The sequence below is a fragment of the Hymenobacter psoromatis genome (genome assembly GCA_001596155.1).
Classification (GTDB): Bacteria; Bacteroidota; Bacteroidia; order Cytophagales; family Hymenobacteraceae; genus Hymenobacter.
In genome coordinates this window covers 701,148-720,112 of sequence record CP014771.1, presented here as the reverse complement: position 1 = coordinate 720,112, position 18,965 = coordinate 701,148, and the positions used below count along the sequence as shown (strand labels likewise).

At 62.5% G+C, this 18,965-nt stretch carries 11 protein-coding genes; 7 read left to right on the top strand and 4 right to left on the bottom strand.

Going from position 1 to position 18,965, the window contains the following annotated elements; all coding sequences use genetic code 11:
• Window positions 1–202: 202 nt before the first annotated feature.
• Both A0257_03145 and A0257_03140 read right to left on the bottom strand, forming a co-directional pair.
• A complete protein-coding gene (locus A0257_03145) occupies window positions 203–1,006 on the bottom strand; it encodes a hypothetical protein (protein ID AMR26184.1) in 804 nt (267 codons plus the stop codon).
• Between the two features lie 97 nt (window positions 1,007–1,103).
• Entirely contained in the window at window positions 1,104–2,033 is a 930-nt protein-coding gene (locus A0257_03140; GenBank protein ID AMR26183.1) for a protease, read from the bottom strand.
• A 177-nt stretch (window positions 2,034–2,210) separates the two neighbouring features.
• On the opposite strand from A0257_03140, the gene A0257_03135 reads away from it, so the two are divergent.
• The 7 genes from A0257_03135 (at window position 2,211) to A0257_03105 (ending at window position 14,189) form a co-directional block, all read left to right on the top strand.
• Entirely contained in the window at window positions 2,211–4,070 is a 1,860-nt protein-coding gene (locus A0257_03135; protein AMR26182.1) for a hypothetical protein, read from the top strand.
• 477 nt (window positions 4,071–4,547) lie between these two features.
• Window positions 4,548–6,788 carry a hypothetical protein gene (locus A0257_03130; GenBank protein ID AMR26181.1) on the top strand — a complete coding sequence of 747 codons (2,241 nt, stop codon included), beginning with the start codon at window positions 4,548–4,550 and terminating at the stop codon, window positions 6,786–6,788.
• A 31-nt stretch (window positions 6,789–6,819) separates the two neighbouring features.
• Window positions 6,820–8,976, top strand: a complete 2,157-nt coding sequence (locus A0257_03125) for a hypothetical protein (protein AMR26180.1) — start codon at window positions 6,820–6,822, stop codon at window positions 8,974–8,976.
• A gap of 17 nt (window positions 8,977–8,993) precedes the next feature.
• Window positions 8,994–10,607, top strand: a complete 1,614-nt coding sequence (locus A0257_03120; GenBank protein AMR26179.1) for a hypothetical protein — start codon at window positions 8,994–8,996, stop codon at window positions 10,605–10,607.
• Window positions 10,608–10,692: 85 nt separating this feature from the next.
• Complete coding sequence (locus tag A0257_03115; protein AMR29607.1) at window positions 10,693–11,928, top strand: chloride channel protein; 1,236 nt, start codon at window positions 10,693–10,695, stop codon at window positions 11,926–11,928.
• 200 nt (window positions 11,929–12,128) lie between these two features.
• Window positions 12,129–13,355, top strand: coding sequence for a hypothetical protein (locus A0257_03110; GenBank protein AMR26178.1), 1,227 nt, complete (start codon window positions 12,129–12,131; stop codon window positions 13,353–13,355).
• Window positions 13,356–13,430: 75 nt separating this feature from the next.
• A complete protein-coding gene (locus A0257_03105) occupies window positions 13,431–14,189 on the top strand; it encodes a hypothetical protein (protein ID AMR26177.1) in 759 nt (252 codons plus the stop codon).
• Between the two features lie 51 nt (window positions 14,190–14,240).
• Here A0257_03105 and A0257_03100 read toward each other — a convergent pair whose 3' ends face one another.
• On the bottom strand, window positions 14,241–15,401 hold the full coding sequence (locus A0257_03100) for an efflux transporter periplasmic adaptor subunit (protein ID AMR26176.1): 1,161 nt from the start codon (window positions 15,399–15,401) through the stop codon (window positions 14,241–14,243).
• A 151-nt stretch (window positions 15,402–15,552) separates the two neighbouring features.
• Window positions 15,553–18,825: an acriflavin resistance protein gene (locus A0257_03095; GenBank protein AMR26175.1), complete on the bottom strand. Its 3,273-nt coding sequence runs from the start codon at window positions 18,823–18,825 to the stop codon at window positions 15,553–15,555.
• Window positions 18,826–18,965 lie beyond the last annotated feature (140 nt).

Here is an 18,965-nt window from a genome sequence, read left to right as displayed (position 1 = left end):
GTGTATAGTGGGTGCTTCATTAGAAAAAAAGGAAAGGTGAAAAAAGATAACTGAGAACGAGGAGCGTAGTACCCATCTGGATGCTTGCGCTGGCCCGCCTACCCCCCCCAAATAGGCCAAGGGGCATGCTGAGGCCGCCACAAAGGTAGCCACAGGGCACAGTTACTGTTTTTTCGAAGTTTTAGTTGTGCTTTCGCTGGACTCAGAGTTTGTCGGCTCGCCTGGCTGGCGGGTTGGGGCCGACAATCTCGACCGACAAATGATAGACGCACTGCACGAGCAGGCCATCGCGCTTGCCGGGGTTGAAGCGCTTGGAGAGGCTGGCCACCGCCGCGAGAACTGCCTTGTCGAGCGCGGGCACCCGCGACGATACCGCCACCTGCGGGTTCTGAATACTCCCGTCTTCGGCCACCTGAATAGCCACGTCAACCAGATAATGCTGGCCGTAGTAGAAACCCGGCAGCTGGCGGGGCACGCGCAGGGTTTTATTTATATCCTTGTTGAGCTGGGTGTGACCACCGGGGTAGAGGGGCAATTGCTCGTACGGGAAGTACGCAACAGCCTGACCATCGGCATCATAACAATTGCCAGGCAGCTCGTTGCCGGCTACGTACTCGGTGCGGCGCTTCAACATGCCCGACTCGTAGTAGAGCAGCAGCGGGCCGTGGCGCCGGCCTTCCTGGTAGGCCTGCCAGGTGCTGAGCTGGCCATTATCGTACCACGAGGTGGCTACCCCCCACCGGTAACCCCGCGCCAGGTCGGCGTAGGGCACGTATTCTTTAAGGTGGCCTGAGGGGTAGTACACCCGCACCAGGCCGCTGGGCTCACCCCACTCCATTTCTTCGGTGCAGGTCCCCGTTGAGTCAGTGTAGGAGCCGGCCCGGCGCTGGTCGAGGGCCGTTTCATAGCGGCTCGAATCGGGCCCCGAAGCGAGGCTGGCGGCCGGCAATTGGGCCTGGGCGGCGCGCGCCGCCAGCCCCAAAATCGCAACGCACAGGTAACGCATGGCTATTTTGTGAGGAAGTAAAAAGGAAGAGTTAAAAATTTGACCGCCAAATTTTTAACTCTTCCTTTTTACTTTTTAATCAATTCCATTTCCGCGCCTAGCGCAGGTCGGCCCCGCGGTCGAGGTGCTGCAAGGCGGTCATTTGCTTGAGGTTTTTTTCGAGGCCTTCGTTGGACGCGTCTAGGAAGATGACGTTGCCCTTGCCCTGCTCGGCAAAGTGCTTGATGGCCTCGGTCCACATCGAGAAATATACCAGGCTGGGGTCCAGGTTGTTATCGGCCAGCTCCTGCACGGCGTGGGCCATGCCCTTGGTCACTTCCTCCCGAAACAGCGCTACCCCCTGCCCGCGCAGCTGCGCCGCGATTTTCTCGGCTTCGGCCGAAATCTTGATGGCGTTGCCCTCGGCTTCGGCAGACTTGGTTTTGGTGATGAGCAGAGCTTGGCCCTCGTTTTCGGCGGCGGCCTTGAGGTTGTTGCTGGCCACGACTTTAGCCATCGAGCGCATAATTTCCTCGTCGAAGGCGATGTCATTCAATTGCAGGTCAATCAAATGGTAGCCCCAGCTTTCGAGGGTTTCATCGAGCTGGTCCTTCACGTGCAGCACGATTTCGCCGCGCAGGCTCAGCACCGCCGCCTGCCGCTGGGTGGCCACGAAGGCCCGGATGCTACCCTCCACGGTGCGGATGAGCGCCTGCATGAGGCTGCGCTCATCCACGAACTTGAAGGCCACGTTTTTGATGGTTTCGTCGGCCTGGTTGAGCACCGAGTACACCAGCATGGCCTTAAAGTTGACGTTGGCCTGGTCGATGGTAATGGCCTGAAATTCCAGTTCTAATGACCGGTTTTGAATGGAGATGCGCTTGAACACATTCTCCACAAAGGGCATCTTAAAATTCAGGCCCGGCATCATCACGCGCCGGTATTTGCCGAAGACGGTGACTACCGCCACCGTGCCCTGCGGCACGATAACGTAGCTCAGAAACAAGGTCAGCAGCGCAAGGCCAAGGAGGACCAACGAAAAAGACATAGGCAGAAGCGCCGGGCGCCGGAGAAGGGGATGACGTGAAATGAAGGTGAACGGCGGCAAGTTAGCATTTTTTGCCGGTCGCCCTCCTATATCGCCGTAGGGCAGCGGTCATTACAGGGGAGGGGGGTAGGGCGCACCGCGTTATTTTTGCCCCGGTCCTACTTGCTCCTACTTACCATGTTTACTCAGCAAACCCTGCGCCGCCTGGCCGAAGCCAAAGTATTCGACCGCGGCCAGGCGCTCTACGATGCCGGCGCGGTGCAGAAGCTGGCCTGCCCGGCCCCGACCCGCTTCAGCGCCCGCGTAAAGGGCACCTACCGCTACAGCGTGCAGCTGTGGCTGGCCAGCGGCGCGGCCGAGTTTAGCTGCGACTGCGCCTACGACTGGGAGGGCATCTGCAAGCACAGCGTGGCGCTGGGCCTGGCCGTGCTGGCCACCTATGGCAACAGCCTGGGCCAGCTGCCGGCCGAAACCGCCGCCCCTACCCCCTCCGCCACCGCCACCGCCGCCGACCAGCTGCCCGCGCAGGTGGCCCGCACCTGGGCCGCCCGCCCCGAGGCCGAGCGCCTGCGCTTTTTGGAGCTGGCGCTGCGCAAGAGCGACGACCTGGCCCGGCAGTTTCTGGCCTTCGACGAGCCGGCGGCGCTGCCCGAAAAAAAGGCCAAGGCCCCCGACCCCACCAAGCACCTGGCCGAGCGTCTGCGCGAGGCGCTGGAAACCCTGGAATTTGATGACGATTTTTTTGAGAGCGACCCGGCTTACGGCTACGACGAGGGCGACGCGCTAAGGGAAGGGGCCTGCGAGCTGGTGCGCGAGGAGCTGCACGCCTTTGCCGCCGAACTGCTGGCCCTGGCGCGGGCCGGCCAGCTTAAAGAGGCGCTGCGCTACTGGACCACCGCCTGCGGGGCCATTTTTCAGGTCGAAGAGCCGGCCAGCGACGAGTACGGGGCCTTTGGCGACTATGGACAGGAGGCGCTGGAGCAGTGGCAGGAGGTGCTGGCTACCGAAGGCTGGCCGCTGCTGCTGACCACCGCCGTGCTGCCCGCCCGCGAGATAAAGAGTGCTGTTACCTGGCTCACCAAGCACCTGGCCGACCCGCCCGCCCGCTGGCCCGACTATGACGCTACCTGGCAGCCGCTGCTCGAAAGCCTGGCCGCCGACCCCACGGCCGCGCCGCTTTTTCCGGCGCTGCTGGCCGCCGCGCAGCTGGCCCCCGCCACCCTGGCCCACCTGCGCCTGCGCCTGGCCCGCACCCTGGCCGACGACGCGGCCTGGCTTGCCACCGCCGAAACCCTCGTGGCCGACGATGCCCAGGTGGCCCGGCAGCTGCTCAGCTACCACGCCAACCAGGGCGACCTGCCCGCCCGCCTGCGCACCGCCACCACGGCCTTCGCCACCTGGCCCGACCAGTTTGCCGACTACGTGCTCAGCAGCTTTGCCGTGGACCAGGCCCCTACCCTCTACCCCGCCGCCCTGCGCTACCGCACGCTGGCCAACCACAGCCTCGACGACTTCGCCGCCCTGCGCCCGCTGCTAAGCGCGACCGAAACCGCCGCCCTGGTGCGCGAGGCCGTGGCCGCCGCCACCGCCCGGCGCGGCAGCGTGGCCTTTGCCGCTGAGCTGCTGGCCCGCGAGGGCAATGTAGAGGAGCTGCGCGCCTTCGTGCTGGGCCTGGAGTGGCTGAACGTGAGCCCGCCCTACCACTCCGAAATCGCGCTGATGCGCCTGGCCGCCGTGGACCCCACGCCCCTGATGCTGGAGCTGGAAACCCGCCTGCCCGCCTACCTCAACGGCCGCGCCGGGGCCAAGCGCGGGGCATTTCTATACGAGCGCATCGGCCGCTGGCTGGTGAGTATGCGCGGCACCGCGCCCCGCCTCACCGACCCGGTGCTGCGCCTGGCCCAGGAGCTGCGCACGGAGTTTCCGACGTTGCACGGACTGCGCGACGTGCTGCGGCGCGAAGGGCTGCTGGTGACGGCGGAGGTGCCGGCAGCGGTGGTGGAAAAGAAGAAAAGCGGGCGCAAGCTCAAAGAATAGCTTGTCGCCCAGCCCCACGTTACAACGAACTGAGGACCTGTCGCAACCCGGCCACATCGTCGCTTACCAGCGGGCTGCTACTCTCTGAGGGGCGTTGCGGCTAGTGCCGGCCACTTATCTTGCGTCATGTTAGTTGCCGAATTAGTTGCCCCCGACTTACCTTCTACTACCCCCGACAGGGAGCGACCCAGCGCAGTAGCTGCCCGGCTTGGTGAGCACTATGCCCGCCATAATTCCTCGGCCCGCAAAAAGGAGTTAGGCCAGTTTTTTACGCCGTTGCTCATCGGTGAATACCTTGCTCACTGGGCCACTCCGCCTAGCACCGAGGCTGTTCGCGTGCTTGACCCAGGCTTTGGGACGGGAATTTTAAGTTGCTGCCTACTAGAGCATTTTGCAGAAAACTCCCCCGCACTACGGCTGATAGCGCTGGAAGCATACGATGTAGATGAAAGCCTACTACCCACTGCCCAGGCGGTAATGGGTCACCTCACTGTTTGGCTGGCCAGCCGGGGCATCGAACTGACTACTCGCCTGCACACGGCTGACTTTATATTGGCGCACGCTGCCGTCTGGCAGTTTCCACTAGCACCACCCGCCGCTTATGACGTAGTTATTGCCAATCCTCCGTATTTTAAGCTTGGGCAGCACGACCCGCGCAATGTGCTGGCTGGGGCGGCCTACGCGCAGCCCAATATATACGCGCTGTTTGCCGTGCTGGCCGGCAAGCTCGTCCGGCCGGGGGGCGAACTGCTCTTCCTGGTGCCGCGTAGCTTTAGCTCGGGTCCCTATTTTGCGCGGTTTCGGCGCTTTGCCCAGCAGCAGTGGCGTTGGGCGCGGTTTCACCTGTTTCATTCGCGCCGGGCGGCGTTTAAGAAGGATGCCGTATTGCAGGAAACGGTTTTGTTCAAAGCTGTTCGCCACGGCGGTGCCAACCCCGGCCTGGCAGCCGCGCCCGCGGTTATTATTTCTGCTTCGGCCGGGATGCACGATTTGGGCGAAGCCAGCGAGTTTGCGCAGCCACCAGCCGAAGTGGTTGGTCCCGAACGCCAGGGCAGCTTACTTTTTTTACCCACTGATGCCGAGGAAAACGCCCTGCTGACCCGTTTTCGCAGCTGGACGCACCGCCTGGCCGACCTGGGCGTGGGGGTTTCCACCGGGCCGGTAGTGGCTTTTCGGGCCGCCGAGTGGCTGCGTGAACAGCCCGCGCCGGGAGCGCTACCCCTGCTCTGGATGGATAACGTAGGGCCGGGCGGGCGCTGGCGCTGGCCGCTCCCCGCGCGCACCAAACCCCAATACCTGGCCGCGGCTACGCCAAAGGCGCAACTGGTACCCAACCGTAACTACGTGCTGATGCGCCGCATCAGCGCCAAAGATGAGACCCGGCGCATCGTGGCCGCGCCGTGCCTGGCCGCCGATTGGGCCGCTTCGCACCTGGGCTTTGAGAATAAGCTCAACTACCTCTACGCCCGTCGGGGCGAGTTTACGCCGGTGCAGGCCATTGGCCTGGCCGCGTTGCTGAGCAGCCGGCCCTACGACCAGTTTTTTAGGCTTTTCAACGGCAATACGCAAGTCAGCGCCACTGAGGCCCGCGAGTTGCCCGTGCCCGCCTGGCCAGCTATCGAGGCCCTGGGGACGCGGGTGCAGGCCCACGGCTGGGACGTAGCCGACCAACTGGTAGCCGACCTTTTGCAACTGCCAACCGCTGCCTATTCACTCCCCGCTAATTTTATGGCTGAGCCCACCCTACCCTACGCGAACCCCGATGCCGAACTGCCGCCCAAAGTCCGCGAGGCCCAGCAACTGCTAAGCGCCGTAGGAATGCCGGCCGCGCAGCAAAACAAGGTTTCCGCTTATACGCTGCTGGCCCTGGCCAGCCTGGGGCCGGCCGACCCGTGGGGGGCCGCCACCGGCCAGAGCAAACGGGTTTCGCGGGGCATCAGCGACTTTATCGCCGCTACCTATAATCAGGTGTATAAGGAAAATACCCGCGAAACATTCCGCCGCCAGGTGCTGCACCAGTTTGTGCAGGCTGGCTTGGTGGCCTACAACCCCGATGCGCCCGCCCTGCCCGTCAACAGTCCCAAGGCGCATTATGCGCTTACGGCCGAAGCCGTCAGCCTGCTGCAAGCTTATGGCACCGACCAGTGGCCCGCGCAGCTCACCGCTTTTCAGGCCCAACACGCAGCCCTGACCGCCCAATACGCCGCGGCCCGCAACCAGCAGCGCATTGAGCTAGTACTACCGGATGGCCGCCCGGTAGCCCTTTCGCCCGGTTTGCACAACGAGGTGCAACGAGCCGTGCTTGAGCAGTTCTTACCGACCTTCGCCCCCAGTGCTCAGCTGCTTTATCTGGGCGATACCGAACAAAAGCATCTGTTTGAGGATGCCGCCACTTTGCAGCGCCTAGGCGTGCCGCTGGGCCAGCACAGCAAGCTGCCCGATGTGGTGGTGCTCCAGGCCCGCCCCGATGGCAGCGAATGGCTATTCCTCATTGAAGTCGTAACCAGCCACGGCCCGGTATCGCCCAAGCGCAAACTGGAGCTGCAGGAAATGCTGAAGAGTTGCCCGGCCGGCCCGGTGTACGTGACAGCCTTCCCTGATTTCAAGCTATTTAAAAAATACAGCAGCGCCCTGGCCTGGCACACCGAAGTTTGGATTCAGGAAATGCCGGGTAACATGATTCACTTCAACGGCGACCGTTTTTTGGGGCCGCGTTAGGCTGCCAGATGGTATTTACGCCTCTCAACCCATGACCCTTCCTCCCACTACTCAAGCTGATGCCCTCGCTGCATTCAACAATTTCCTCACGCGCCCCGAGGAACTGGTGTTTCTGTTGCGGGGATATGCGGGCACGGGTAAAACGTATTTGCTGAAAAAGCTGCTGGCCGACTTGCGGCAGCCCGCCGTGTTGCTGGCTCCTACCGGGCGGGCGGCGCGAGTGATGACCCGGCAAACGAGGCGCTTGGCTACTACCATTCACCGGGGCATCTACAATTTTGAGAAGCTGCGGCGGCTGGAAAACCGGGAAGACAATACGGGCAAGGACGACGCGCTTAAGTCGTTCAAATACCATTTCGACCTAGCTATTAACCAAGCACCGGCCGGCACGGTGTTCGTCGTGGACGAGGCCTCGATGGTAGGCGATAACTTTAGCGAGGGCGAGTTTTTTCGGTTGGGTAGCGGGCAGCTGCTGAGTGACTTCCTGCGCTACGTGCAGCCTTCGGCCAGCAATGGCTACAAAATTCTGTTTGTGGGCGACCGGGCGCAGTTGCAGCCCGTAGGCGACCGCGACTCGTGGGCGCTCGATGCCGACTGGCTTCGCGCCCGCTTGGGCGGCCAAGCCGTGCGCGAGGTCGAGATGACCGAGGTAAAGCGCCAACAGGCCGGTAGTGGCATCCTGCAAAACGCCACGGCCGTGCGCGATGGCATCCGCACCGGCAACTTCGCGCGCCTGCGCCTGACGCGGGCGGCCGATGTGCAGGATGTGCCGGCGGGTGGAATTCTCACCACTTACCTGGCGGCCGGGGGTGGCCCGGAAGCGGGCGATCAAACGGTTATCGTTACGTATTCCAACAACCTAGCCCGCCAGTACAACGAGCAGATACGGGCGCATTTTTTTCCGGGCCTGGCCACCATCGCGACCCGCGACTGGCTTATTATCAGCCAGAATAATTACCTCGACCCCGAGGAGGCAATTTACAACGGCGAATTTGCCACCGTGCTGGAAGTGGGCGAATCATTCGGCAGTTCGCGGAAGGTGGCCATTACCACTACCGACAAGCAGACCGGCGAAGAAAAGCGAACCGAAGTTTATGTACCGTTGCAATGGCGCTGGGTGCGCCTGCGCCTCACCCGGCCCAATGGCAGCACCTACGAAGCCGAGCGGCTACTCCTGGAAAGTTTTCTGAACCGCATTGAAGGGAAATTGACCTCCGCCGAAATGCGGGCGCTCTACATTGACGCGGTTATCCGGTGGCGGGGCAAAACCGGGCACGACCACAAACACCCCGAGTTCAGCGATTTCCTTAGAAAAGACCCGCAGTTTCAGGCGTTGCGGGTGAAGTATGGCTACGCCATTACCTGCCACAAGGCGCAGGGCGGCACCTGGAATACCGCTTTCGTAGATTTTCAGGGGTACGCCGGGCAGCGCAACGCCTCGTATTTCCGCTGGGTTTATACGGCCATTACGCGGGCCGCCAAGCACCTGTACTTACTGAATCCGCCGGATTTCGTGCCTTGGGGTGAGCTGCGATTGTTTGACCCGGTAGGCGTTCCGCCTGCGCCGGGCGGGGTCCAGCTGTGGCCCGAAGTGTTGCGGGCACAAACGGCGCAGTTCGACCCGCTAGATGCGCTGGAAGCCCGGCTGGGCATTGGGCAGCGCCCCCCGGCGCAAATACAGCAGTTTCGGCGGGTAGCAGGACAGCTTGGGGAAATGGGCGTGACCGTGGCCGCCGTGGCCGACCAGCAGCACGCGCTGCGCTACACCCTGCACCGGGGCGAAGAGCAGAGCGAACTACTGGCTTACTATAAAAATGACGTCCCCCTGAGTAAGGCGCAGGCCATTGGCAAACCTAGCGCCCTCGCCCAAGACGCAGTTGCCCGGCTCAACGAGCCGCTACCGCCCGGCATTGCCGTGGTGCCAGCCACTTTTGCCGACGATGCCCCGCCCGCGCTGGCGGGCTTCTACGAGCAGTTTGCCGAGGCTGCCGCCAATCAGGAAATCATGATACTGATAGTGCAGCACCATAAATACGTGGAGCGCTACCTGCTGCAAGATGCCACGGGCCGGGCGGTGCTGAACCTGGATTATGACGGCAAAGGCCGCATTACCGGGGCGCGGCTCACGCAGCACGATTCGCCGGAGCTTATGAACCGCCTGCACACCATTCTGCAAAACCTGGATTAACCCTTTACCCCGCCGCTATGCCCACCGTTACCGAACTCCGCCGAGGCGGCCAGCTGGCGGAAGCCCTGGCACAAGGGCTGGCCGAACTGGCGGCCAAACCAACCGACGTGTGGGCCAAACGCAACCTAGCCTGGGTGTATCACGACCAGTTGAAGGGCCTGACTAGTGAAAACTCGTTCGGGTTTTTGCAGGCTCTGGCCGCCGTGGCGAAGCTGGGGCTAGGACCGGAGGAGGAAATGCTGTATCCCAACCTTATCTGGCAGGTGGTTAGGCGGTTGTACGCCCTGGCGAAAGCCAGCTACCCGATTGCCGGCTGGGTGAAAGTGCAAGTGAATGAGCAGGATACCTGGACGCGCAGCAGCCTGCCCGGTAGCGATAGCCGCGCCCGCCACCAGACCGAAGCCCATCAGCTATTGGCGCAGGTGGCGCGGTTCCCCTACGCTATTGCTTCCGAGCCACATTCGGCGCTGCTCAAAGCCACGCTGCATTTCAAGGAAAAAGCCTGCCCGCTAAAATTACTACTGGCCAGACCCTTAGCCGATGCGTTGCGCCCCGAAGATTATCAAGGCGAAGAATACCAGGGCAAAAAGCAAATGCCGCTGGCCGAGCAGGCCTACATGGCCCTGGCACGCGAGCTACTAGCCGAAGCCAGCCAGCACCAGGCCAACATTGCCGCTTTCCTGCCGCAGCTAGCGGCGGCCATTGGGCAGCATCCCAGTTACCAGTGGCTGCCGTTTTTTAAGGCTAAACTTCAGTTGAGCACCGGCGACGCGGCCGCCGCCCTGCCCACGCTGCTACCCGTGGTGCGCCAGAAAAGCGGCGAGTTCTGGGCCTGGAACTTGCTGGCCGAAACCCTGGAACCCACCGACCCGGCCGCCGCGCTGGCCTGCTTGTATAAAGCCAGCGCCTGCGGCAGCGAAGAAAAATTTCTGGGTAAGCTGCGCCTCAAGCTGGCCCGGCTGCTGGCCGATACCCATCCCGGCGAAGCCCGCTGGCAGCTCGAAAAAGCGCAGGCCACCTACGCCGCCGAAGGTTGGAACACGAAGGGGGAAACCCTGCTGCTGGCCGCGCAGCTAGCCAATCACCCACCCGCCCCCGCCGAAACCGCCCGCCGCGAATGGCTGGCCCTGGCCGAGCAGACTACCTACGGCGACCTGCCCTGGCAGCCCGTGGTGCTGCAAGCCATCACCGACGAAACCCCTGAAAAGATGGCGCTGGCCCGCCTGCTACCCGCTGGGCTGGATGCCCGGCCGATGAGTGTACCGCTCAAAAAATACCGTTGGCTGCAAAAGCTGCCGTTAGGCAGCCCGTTGCAAGTGCGCAGCGAAGTAGTGGCCGAGCGGCTACGGGTAGTTCAGTTAATACCCCGCCCCGGTGGGCAGCTCTGGGATACCCGCCTAACCGCTCAGCCGGCCCCAACCGCAGCAACTGCTACCAAGGCATTCGAAGGCATATTACGAGTACAAGCAGCTGGCTTTGGGTTTGTAGAAGGCGTTTTTATTCCGGCCCGCTTCGTAAGCCAGCAGGATTGGCAAACTGGCCAGATGGTACGCGGTATCGCCGTGGCGCAATTCGACCAAAAGAAGGGAAAAGATGGCTGGGCTGCCCAACAGGTCGAAGCGGCAACCTAACCCGTCATAAGGCCACTAGGTAAACGTCTCGTTACTTCGCGCCGTGACTACGACTTCCGCGCTTCTATTCTTTCGCCGGCAAAACCTGGCCCCTACCCTCCTCTTCACCCTGCGCTGGTTGCTACTAGCCGCCCTGGTGGGCGCGCTGGCGGGCACCGCCTCGGCGGGCTTTTTAGTGAGCCTGGAGTGGGTGACGAGCTGGCGCGTGGCCCACCCCTGGGCGCTGGCGCTGCTGCCGGCGGGCGGCCTGGTGGTGGGCCTGGCCTACCACTACTTCGGCAACCGGGTGGTGAAGGGCAACAACCTGATACTGGACGAATTACACGCGCCCAGCGAGACGATTCCGCTGCGGCTGGTGCCGCTGGTGCTGGGCGGCACGCTGCTCACGCACCTGTTTGGCGGCTCGGCGGGGCGCGAGGGCACGGCCGTGCAGATGGGTGCGGCCCTGGCCGACCAGCTGGCGCGCTGGCTGCCCCGGCGTGAGCGCCGGCTGCTGCTCATCGCGGGCATGAGCGCGGGATTTGCCTCTATTTTTGGGACGCCGCTGGCGGGCGCGGTGTTTGGGCTGGAGGTGTATTTGCTGGGCCAGGTGCGCTACGAGGCCATTTTGCCGAGCTTTTTGGCGGCCGTGGTGGCCGATGCGGTTACGCGCGCCTGGGGCGTGGGCCACACCGCCTACCCCCCCCTGGCGGCGCTGCCCCTCACGGCGGGCGGGCTGGGGGCCACGCTGCTGGCGGGCGCGCTGTTTGGGCTGGCGGCGCGGGCATTTGCCATGCTCACGCACGCCATTTCGAAGGTTTTTGCCAACACAATTCCCTACCCCCCCCTGCGGCCGGTGGTGGGCGGCGCGCTGGTGGCGGCGGCCATGTGGGGCCTGGGCACCATGCGCTACGCCGGCCTGGGCGTGCCCGTCATCGTGGAGGCGTTTGGGCACCAGCTCGGGGCGCAGGATTTTGCCCTGAAGCTGCTGCTGACGGCCCTCACGCTGGGGGCCAGCTTTAAGGGGGGCGAAGTGACGCCGCTATTTTTTATCGGGGCCACGCTGGGCTCGGCGCTGGCGGGCATTTTGCCGCTGCCGGTGGCGCTGCTGGCGGGCATGGGCTTCGTGGGCGTGTTCGCGGGGGCGGCCAACACGCCGCTTGCCTGCGTGCTGATGGGGCTCGAATTGTTTGGCGCGCAGGCGGGTATCTACCTGGGGCTGAGCTGCGTAATGGCTTATTTGTTTTCGGGCCACAGCGGCATCTACGGCTCGCAGATGGTGGGCGGGGCCAAACACCCGTTATTGGGCCGGCAGGTTGGACGACGGGTAGGCGAGTTGTAGCGCGGTGCATATTGAGCAAAACCAGAACGTCATGCTGACGAAGGAAGCATCTCTATCGCGTCACTAACTCCAAAAGGTAGAATTACTTACGCGAGCGAGATGCTTCCTGTCGTCAGCATGACGTTCTGGTTTACTCACTACCCATTGAAAATATCAAATCATTAGCCGCGTCTGCTGGTTGAATGGCGGATTGAGAACTGATGATTGCTGAACGACTACGCATCCTGGCGCTGCTGGCGCTAACTACTTTTTGCACCCAGGCCCAAACGCCCAGCCCGGCGCGGCCCGACTCGCTACCCCACCCCACCAAGGACCTCGGCGACCTGGTGCGCCAGGTATTTCCGCACCGACACCCGCGCCCTACCCCCCTTGATTCGGCCCACCTGCGCCCGCCCAAGACGCACTCGCTGGTGCCGCTGCCGGCCGTGGCCTACACCCTGGAGGCCCGCCTACTGGCCACCATCACCACCAGCTACACCTTTCAGCGGCCCGAGGCCAACCTATCGGCGCTGGCGGCCACGCTCACTTATACCCAGAATCAGCAGCTGATTTTGGCGTTCAACGGGCCGCTCTGGACGAGCCACAACCATAGCCTGTGGCTGGCCGACTACCGCCTGCTGCACTACCCGCAGCAGACCTACGGCCTGGGCAGCAGCTCGAACATCGGCGATGCTATCGGCATGGATTACAACTTCTTGCGCGTGCATCAGAGTTACTACCACCGCATCGGCCCCAGGGGCAACCTCTACGTGGGCGGCGGCTATTTTCTGGATTCGCGCTGGAATATTGAGACCGTGGATGGCAACGGGCGGCAGGTGTACGTCATTTCGGGCTACCGGCCGGGAGTGGCGGGGCGCTCTACGTCGTCGGGGCTGGTGGTGTCGGTGCTGCGCGACACCCGCGACAACCAGCTGCGCCCCGCCGGCGGCGAGAGCTACCTGTTTCTGGCCCTGCGGTCCAATATGCAGGTTCTGGGCTCGGATGCCAACTACCGCTTCGCGCAGTTCGACACCCGGCGCTACCTGCGGGCCGGGCCGCGCGGCAACGTGCTGGCTTTCTGGCTCTACGGCGACTTTGCCCTGGGCCAAGCCGCACCGTATCTCGACCTGCCCTCTACCGGCTGGGACACCTACAGCGTCACCGGCCGGGGCTACATTCAGGGCCGCTTCCGGGGCACCAGCCTCGTGTATGGCGAGGCCGAATACCGCTTCAACCTCACGCCTTCGCGGGTGTTGGGGGGGGTAGTGTTTCTGAATGGCGAAACGGCCCGCAACCCCGAAACCGGTTACGGGCGCGTGGCACCGGGCGTGGGCACCGGCCTTCGGCTGTGCCTGAGCAAGCGGTCCAGCACGTACCTGGCCGTGGATTATGCCTTCGGCATTCAGGGTTCGCAGGGCGTGTTTTTTAATCTGGGGGATGTGTTTTAGCGGAGTGGGGCGGGGCGCATGCAACCCTATCCTATCGCCAGGCACTCATCAAAACAGCCCATTCTTCCTTCTCCCATGAAACAACTGCTTACCCTCCCGCTGGCGGCCGCCCTGCTACTGAGCGCCGCCGCTGCTTCGGCCCAAACCACTTTCCGCTTCGGCCTGCGCGGCGGCCTCAACCGGGCGTTGACGACGGTGGACCCGGCCAGCAACTCCAGTGGCAGCTACCCTTATAGTTACTCCACGGATAAGTCGGCGCTGTATGCCTGGCAGGCGGGGGTAGTAAGCGAAATTCGCTCCGGCAAATTTGCCTTCCAGCCAGCATTAGTGTTTTCGCAGAAGGGCAACCAGTTCCATACGTCCACCTACACGAGCGGCGTGATTGGCTACAGCGCTCAGGAAGCCACCGGCACTAATCGCACCAATTGGCTGGAACTGCCACTAAACTTTGTATACACGCTGCATGGCAACCACGGCCTGCAAGTATTTGCCGGGCCATATGTGGCACTAGCCATAGGTGGGCGGCAGAAGGGTACCCGCACTTACTATGCTCCAGCTATTGACCCATTGCCTGGGCAGGTAGCTGATTTTGATAAATCAATCACTTATGGCACCAGCAACCAGCGCCTGGACGCGGGCCTGAACTTTGGCATCGGCTACCGCCAGGGGCCTTTGCAAGTGCAGCTGGGCTACGGTCTGGGGCTGCTCAACGCGTATAAAACTTCCGCTGAGCTATTCCCCTTCAGCAACCGCGACTACGGCCGCCAGTTCAGCGACGAGGTGGCTCACAACCGCGTGGCGCAACTCACAGCCACCTATTTTTTCGGGGGCTAAAGGGCTTACGCGTTTTAGGCGGGGGTAGGGACTACGCGTGTGCGCCGCCCGCTACTTCACGGCCACGTTATCGTCGGCCTTGGTAGCCGTAGTATGCACGGCGATATCGTCGGCGATGTCGTCGCTGGCTTTGGCGATAACCTGGTCGGTGGGCTGGAGGTCGTCGCCGGTTACTTCAATGGCGGAGCCTTCCTCCGGGCCGGCCTGCACGGGCACGCGGTGGGTTTTGCCGTTGCGCACGGCCACGACGTAGCTATTTTCCATGCTCACCACGAGGGCGGTTTTGGGCACGAAGAGCGACTTCGCGTCGCGATGCACCGGCAGCTCCACGCTGGCAAACATGCCGGGCGCGAGTTTCAGGCCGGGGTTTTTTACCTCCATTTCCACCATTTCGCCGCGCACGGCGCGCTCCACGTTGTGCGACACGCGGTTGACTTTGCCCGCAAATTCCTCACCCGGAAACGCGTTGACCGTGAACGTAATGGGCGCGTTTTCGTGCAGCTGGCCGGCGTAGGCTTCGGGCACCACCACCTGCAAACGCAGCAAGTCCACTTCCTTGAGCTTGATAATGGGCTGGGCATCCTTTTCGGCGGGGCCGACGAGCGCGCCGGGGCTCAGCAAGCGCTCGGTCACGATGCCGTCGAAGGGCGCGGTCAGGGTCAGGTAGCTGTTCATCTGGCGCGAGCCGGCGGCCAGCTGGTACTTGCCCAGCAGGGCAATGCTGTCGGCCTGCACGTTGGCACGGGCCAGGTCCAGCTCCTGCGGGGCCACCGCGCCGGCGGTGCGGGCGGTCTGGTGCAGGCGCTTGTAGGTTATCTGGCTGATTTTAAGCTTCCCGCGGGCGGCCTGAATATCGGCCTGGGCGCGGTTGAGGTCGGCGGCCATTTCGGGGGCTTCCATGCGGGCCAGCACCTGGCCCTTATGCACGCGGTCGCCTACATCGGCCGAAATGCTTTTCACGAAACCGTTCACCTTGGCATACAGCGCCACCTCAAAGTGCGGCAGCAGCTCGCCGGGCAGCTTCAACTCCTGGCGGCTGGTGTGCCGCGCCACCTGGATGGTGGCGTAGGTAGGCTCGGCCGGGGCGGTGGCGGTGGCGGCGGCCGCATCGGGTTTATTTTGGGAGCAGGCGGCGAGGCTGGCGGCGAGGGCTAGGAGAGGGAGGCGGCGGGATATCATGGGGAAAGTCTTTTTATTGAACGTCATGCTCATCTGGTGTCCGCTTGCCGAAGCATCTCTACCGCGTTAGTAATCTTAACGTTAGAGGTTAGTTACGCGGTAGAGATGCTTCGGCAAGCGGACACCAGATGAGCATGACGTTCTTTTTAATTTCAATTAATTTTCAATAAGTACCAAGCCCCGCCTACGCCACCTTTTTCAGCGTCATTTCCGGCGCGTCATATACCAAGCTATCGGTGTCGTCCGGGTTCAGCGATACCGAGTCAACCGACGACTTGCCCATGACCAGCGAAAAAACCAGGGGTAGGATGAGCAGCGCCGCGATGGCCGAGAAAAACAGCCCGCCGATAACGGCGCGGCCCAGCGGGGCCGACTGGTCGCCGGTTTCGCCCAGGCCCGAGGCCATCGGCAGCATCCCGGCAATCATGGCGATGGAAGTCATCAGGATGGGGCGCAGGCGCATTCCGCCCGCCGTGACGGCCGCCCGCGTCGAGTCGCGGAACTGCACGCGCAGGGTTTCGGAGTTGGTAATCATCAGGATAGCGTTGGCCACCGACACGCCCACCGACATGATAATGCCCATGTAGGACTGCAAATTGAGCGTGCTACCCGTGAGCCAGAGCAGACCCAGCGAACCCGCCAGCACGGCTGGAATGGTGGAAAGCACCACTATGGAAATCTTGAACGACTGGAAGTTAGCGGTGAGCACCAGGAAGATAACCACGATGGCCAGGCCCAGGCCGGTCTGGAGGCTGCTCAGGGTTTCGGTCAGCAACTGGGCCTGGCCTTGCAGCTCCACGGTGGTGCCGGCGGGCGGCGTGCCCAGGCCGTCAATCAGTTTTTGCACCTCGCGGGAGGCCGAGCCCAGGTCCTTGCCCGAGATATTGGCCGACACCGTGACCAAGCGGCGCGGGCCGCTGCGGTCGTACTCGCCGGGAATGGTTTCGCGGGTCACCGTGGCCACGTCGCCCAGCGTGGGGCGCTGCTGGCCGCGCACCAGGGGCAAGGTTTCGAGGTCGGCGATGGATGACATGTCGTATTCCGGCAATTGCACCTGCACCTGGTAGGCGTAGCCCGACTTTTTATCCAGCCATAAGTTCTTGGCCGTGAAGCGACTGGATGACGTGGCCGCTACCAGCGACTTCGACACGTCCTCGGCCGTAAGGCCAAACTGGGCAGCCTTCTGGCGGTCTATGTTGATGTTGAGGGCCGGGTAGTCGAGGGGCTGCTTGATGCGCAGGTCGCGCAGGTAGGGCACGTTTTTCATCTTCGCCAAGAGCTTGTCGGCGAAGGCTTTGCCGTCTTCCAGGCTCTTACCCCCCACCTGCACCTCAATGGGCGTGGATGCGCCCTGACTCATGATTTTCTCGGTCAGCTCGATGGGCTCGAAGCTCAGGCTTTCGCCCGGAATATCCTTTTTTACCGCCGCCCGCAGTTGGTCCTTAAACGCATCCATGTTGATTTTAAGGTCCTCATTCAGCGCTACTTGCAGGGTAGCCTCGTGGGGGCCGGCGTTGAACACGTAGAGGTTGCTGGTGCCGTAGCTGCTGGGCGTGAGGCCCACGAACGCCGAGGAAATCTCCACATTCTGGTGGCCCACCATCTGGTCAATAATGGCCAGCACCTTGCGCACGCGCTGCTCGGTGCGCTCGATGCGCATCCCGGTGGGGCCAATGAGGCGCACCTGAAACTGGTGCACATTGCTGTGCGGCAGCATATCCTGCCCAATATTCAAAAACAGCAGCGCCGCCAGTCCAAACGTCACCACCAGGTAGCCGCCCACCACCAGGCCGCGGTGCGGCATGAGGCGGCGCAGCAGGCGCTGGTACGTCAGCTTAATCTTCACGAAGCCCGAAATGCGCTGGCGCGGTTGGCGCGGCTGGCTGGCCTGCGGATGGTGCTCAAACCGCAAGTGGCCTTCTTCCTCCTGCAACTCCCGCTTATCCAGCACCTGCGCAACGTGGTAGTGCTCGGTGCCATGCACCTTCATCCACCAGTTGGAGAGCACCGGCACCAGCGTCAGGGCCATTAAAAAGGCCACAATCATGGCGAAGCCGATGGCCAGCGAGAGGGGTAGGAACATGGCCTTCGGGATGCCCGTCATCAGGAACGAGGGCGCGAACACGGCCAGAATACACACCAGAATCAGGAACTCGGGGAAGGCCACTTCCAGGCAACCGTCGAGGATGGCGCGGGCCTTGGGCTTGCGCATTTCGAGGTGCTGGTGAATGTTCTCAATCGTCACCGTGGCCTCGTCCACCAGAATGCCAATGGCCAGCGCCAAGCCGCTCAGCGTCATAATGTTAATGGTACTACCCGTCATGTTGAGCAGCATCACCGAAGCCAGGATGGCGACCGGAATCGTGAGCACCACGATGAGCGACGAGCGCCAGTCGCGTAGGAACAGCAGCACCACCAGGCCGGTCAGAATCGCGCCAATCAAACCCTCGCTCACCAGCCCGCTCACGGCGTTCGACACGTACACCGACTGGTCAAACTCGTAGCTCAGGCGCACGTCGGGGGGCAGGAGGCTCTGCATTTCGGACAGCCTGGCTTTCAACGCTTTCACCACCGACATGGTGGAGGCATCGCCCGATTTCGTAACCGGGATATACACTGCCCGCTTGCCGTTGACGAGGGCGTAGCCCACAGTCTGGTCGGCCGCGTCGGTCACCGTGGCCAGGTCGTTGACGAGCACCGTGGGGCCGGTGCCGAGCCGCAGCGGAATCTGCCCGAAATCGGATACTTTGTCCACCGTAGAGTTGTTGGGGGCCAGGTAGGCGATGTCGCCCGAGCGCACCACGCCGGCCGGCGAAATCTGGTTTTCCTTCACGATGGCCTGCACAATCTGGTCGGGCGTGAAACCGTAGCTCTGCATCTTGTCGGGGTCCACCCGAATGACAATCGTGCGCTCATTGCCCCCGAACGGCGGTGGTGACGAGGCCCCCGGAATGCGCGCCAGCAGCGGCCGAATCTTGGTAGAAGCCAAATCCTGGATTTCGCTCAGCGAGCGCGTGGCGCTGCTGAAAACCAGCTCGCCCACCGGCAGCGTGGAGGCATCGAAGCGCACTACCACCGGCGGCTGCGAGCCCGGCGGCAGGTACGACTGCACCCGCGACACCTGATTAGCGACCTCGCCAGCCGCCTGCGCCATGTTAGTATTTTCGTAGAAAGAACACTTTACCAGGGTCAGGCCCTGCACGTTCTTTACTTCAACATTCTTAATACCAGACACATACAGCATCTGATTCTGGTAGCGCGTGGCCATGAAGCCTTCCATCTGGGAGGGCAGCATCCCGCCGTAGCTCTGCGCGATGTAAATCGTCGGTGAGTTGAGCTTGGGGAAGATGTCCACCGGGATGCTCATCACGGCCATGAGCGAAAACACCAGCAGCCCGAGCACGGCCACCACCAGCGTTACGGGCCGGGTAAGGGCCGCGATGATTAGTTTATTCATAGTTTATCAACTTAGTACTATTTCCAATAAATCGTCTGTCCTTGCGAGCGTAACGAAGTGAAGCGCGGCAATCTTTCCTTCACGTCGGGGTTACTAACCTGGTGAAGCGAACGACCAGGAAAGATTGCCGCGCTCCACTT

Coding starts and splice junctions, on each gene's coding strand:
- A0257_03110 (AMR26178.1), top strand. CDS start 12,129: ATGATTGCTGAACGACTACGCATCCTGGCGCTGCTGGCGCTAACTACT.
- A0257_03095 (AMR26175.1), bottom strand. CDS start 18,825: ATGAATAAACTAATCATCGCGGCCCTTACCCGGCCCGTAACGCTGGTG.
- A0257_03125 (AMR26180.1), top strand. CDS start 6,820: ATGACCCTTCCTCCCACTACTCAAGCTGATGCCCTCGCTGCATTCAAC.
- A0257_03145 (AMR26184.1), bottom strand. CDS start 1,006: ATGCGTTACCTGTGCGTTGCGATTTTGGGGCTGGCGGCGCGCGCCGCC.
- A0257_03140 (AMR26183.1), bottom strand. CDS start 2,033: ATGTCTTTTTCGTTGGTCCTCCTTGGCCTTGCGCTGCTGACCTTGTTT.
- A0257_03105 (AMR26177.1), top strand. CDS start 13,431: ATGAAACAACTGCTTACCCTCCCGCTGGCGGCCGCCCTGCTACTGAGC.
- A0257_03130 (AMR26181.1), top strand. CDS start 4,548: ATGGGTCACCTCACTGTTTGGCTGGCCAGCCGGGGCATCGAACTGACT.
- A0257_03100 (AMR26176.1), bottom strand. CDS start 15,401: ATGAGCATGACGTTCAATAAAAAGACTTTCCCCATGATATCCCGCCGC.
- A0257_03135 (AMR26182.1), top strand. CDS start 2,211: ATGTTTACTCAGCAAACCCTGCGCCGCCTGGCCGAAGCCAAAGTATTC.
- A0257_03120 (AMR26179.1), top strand. CDS start 8,994: ATGCCCACCGTTACCGAACTCCGCCGAGGCGGCCAGCTGGCGGAAGCC.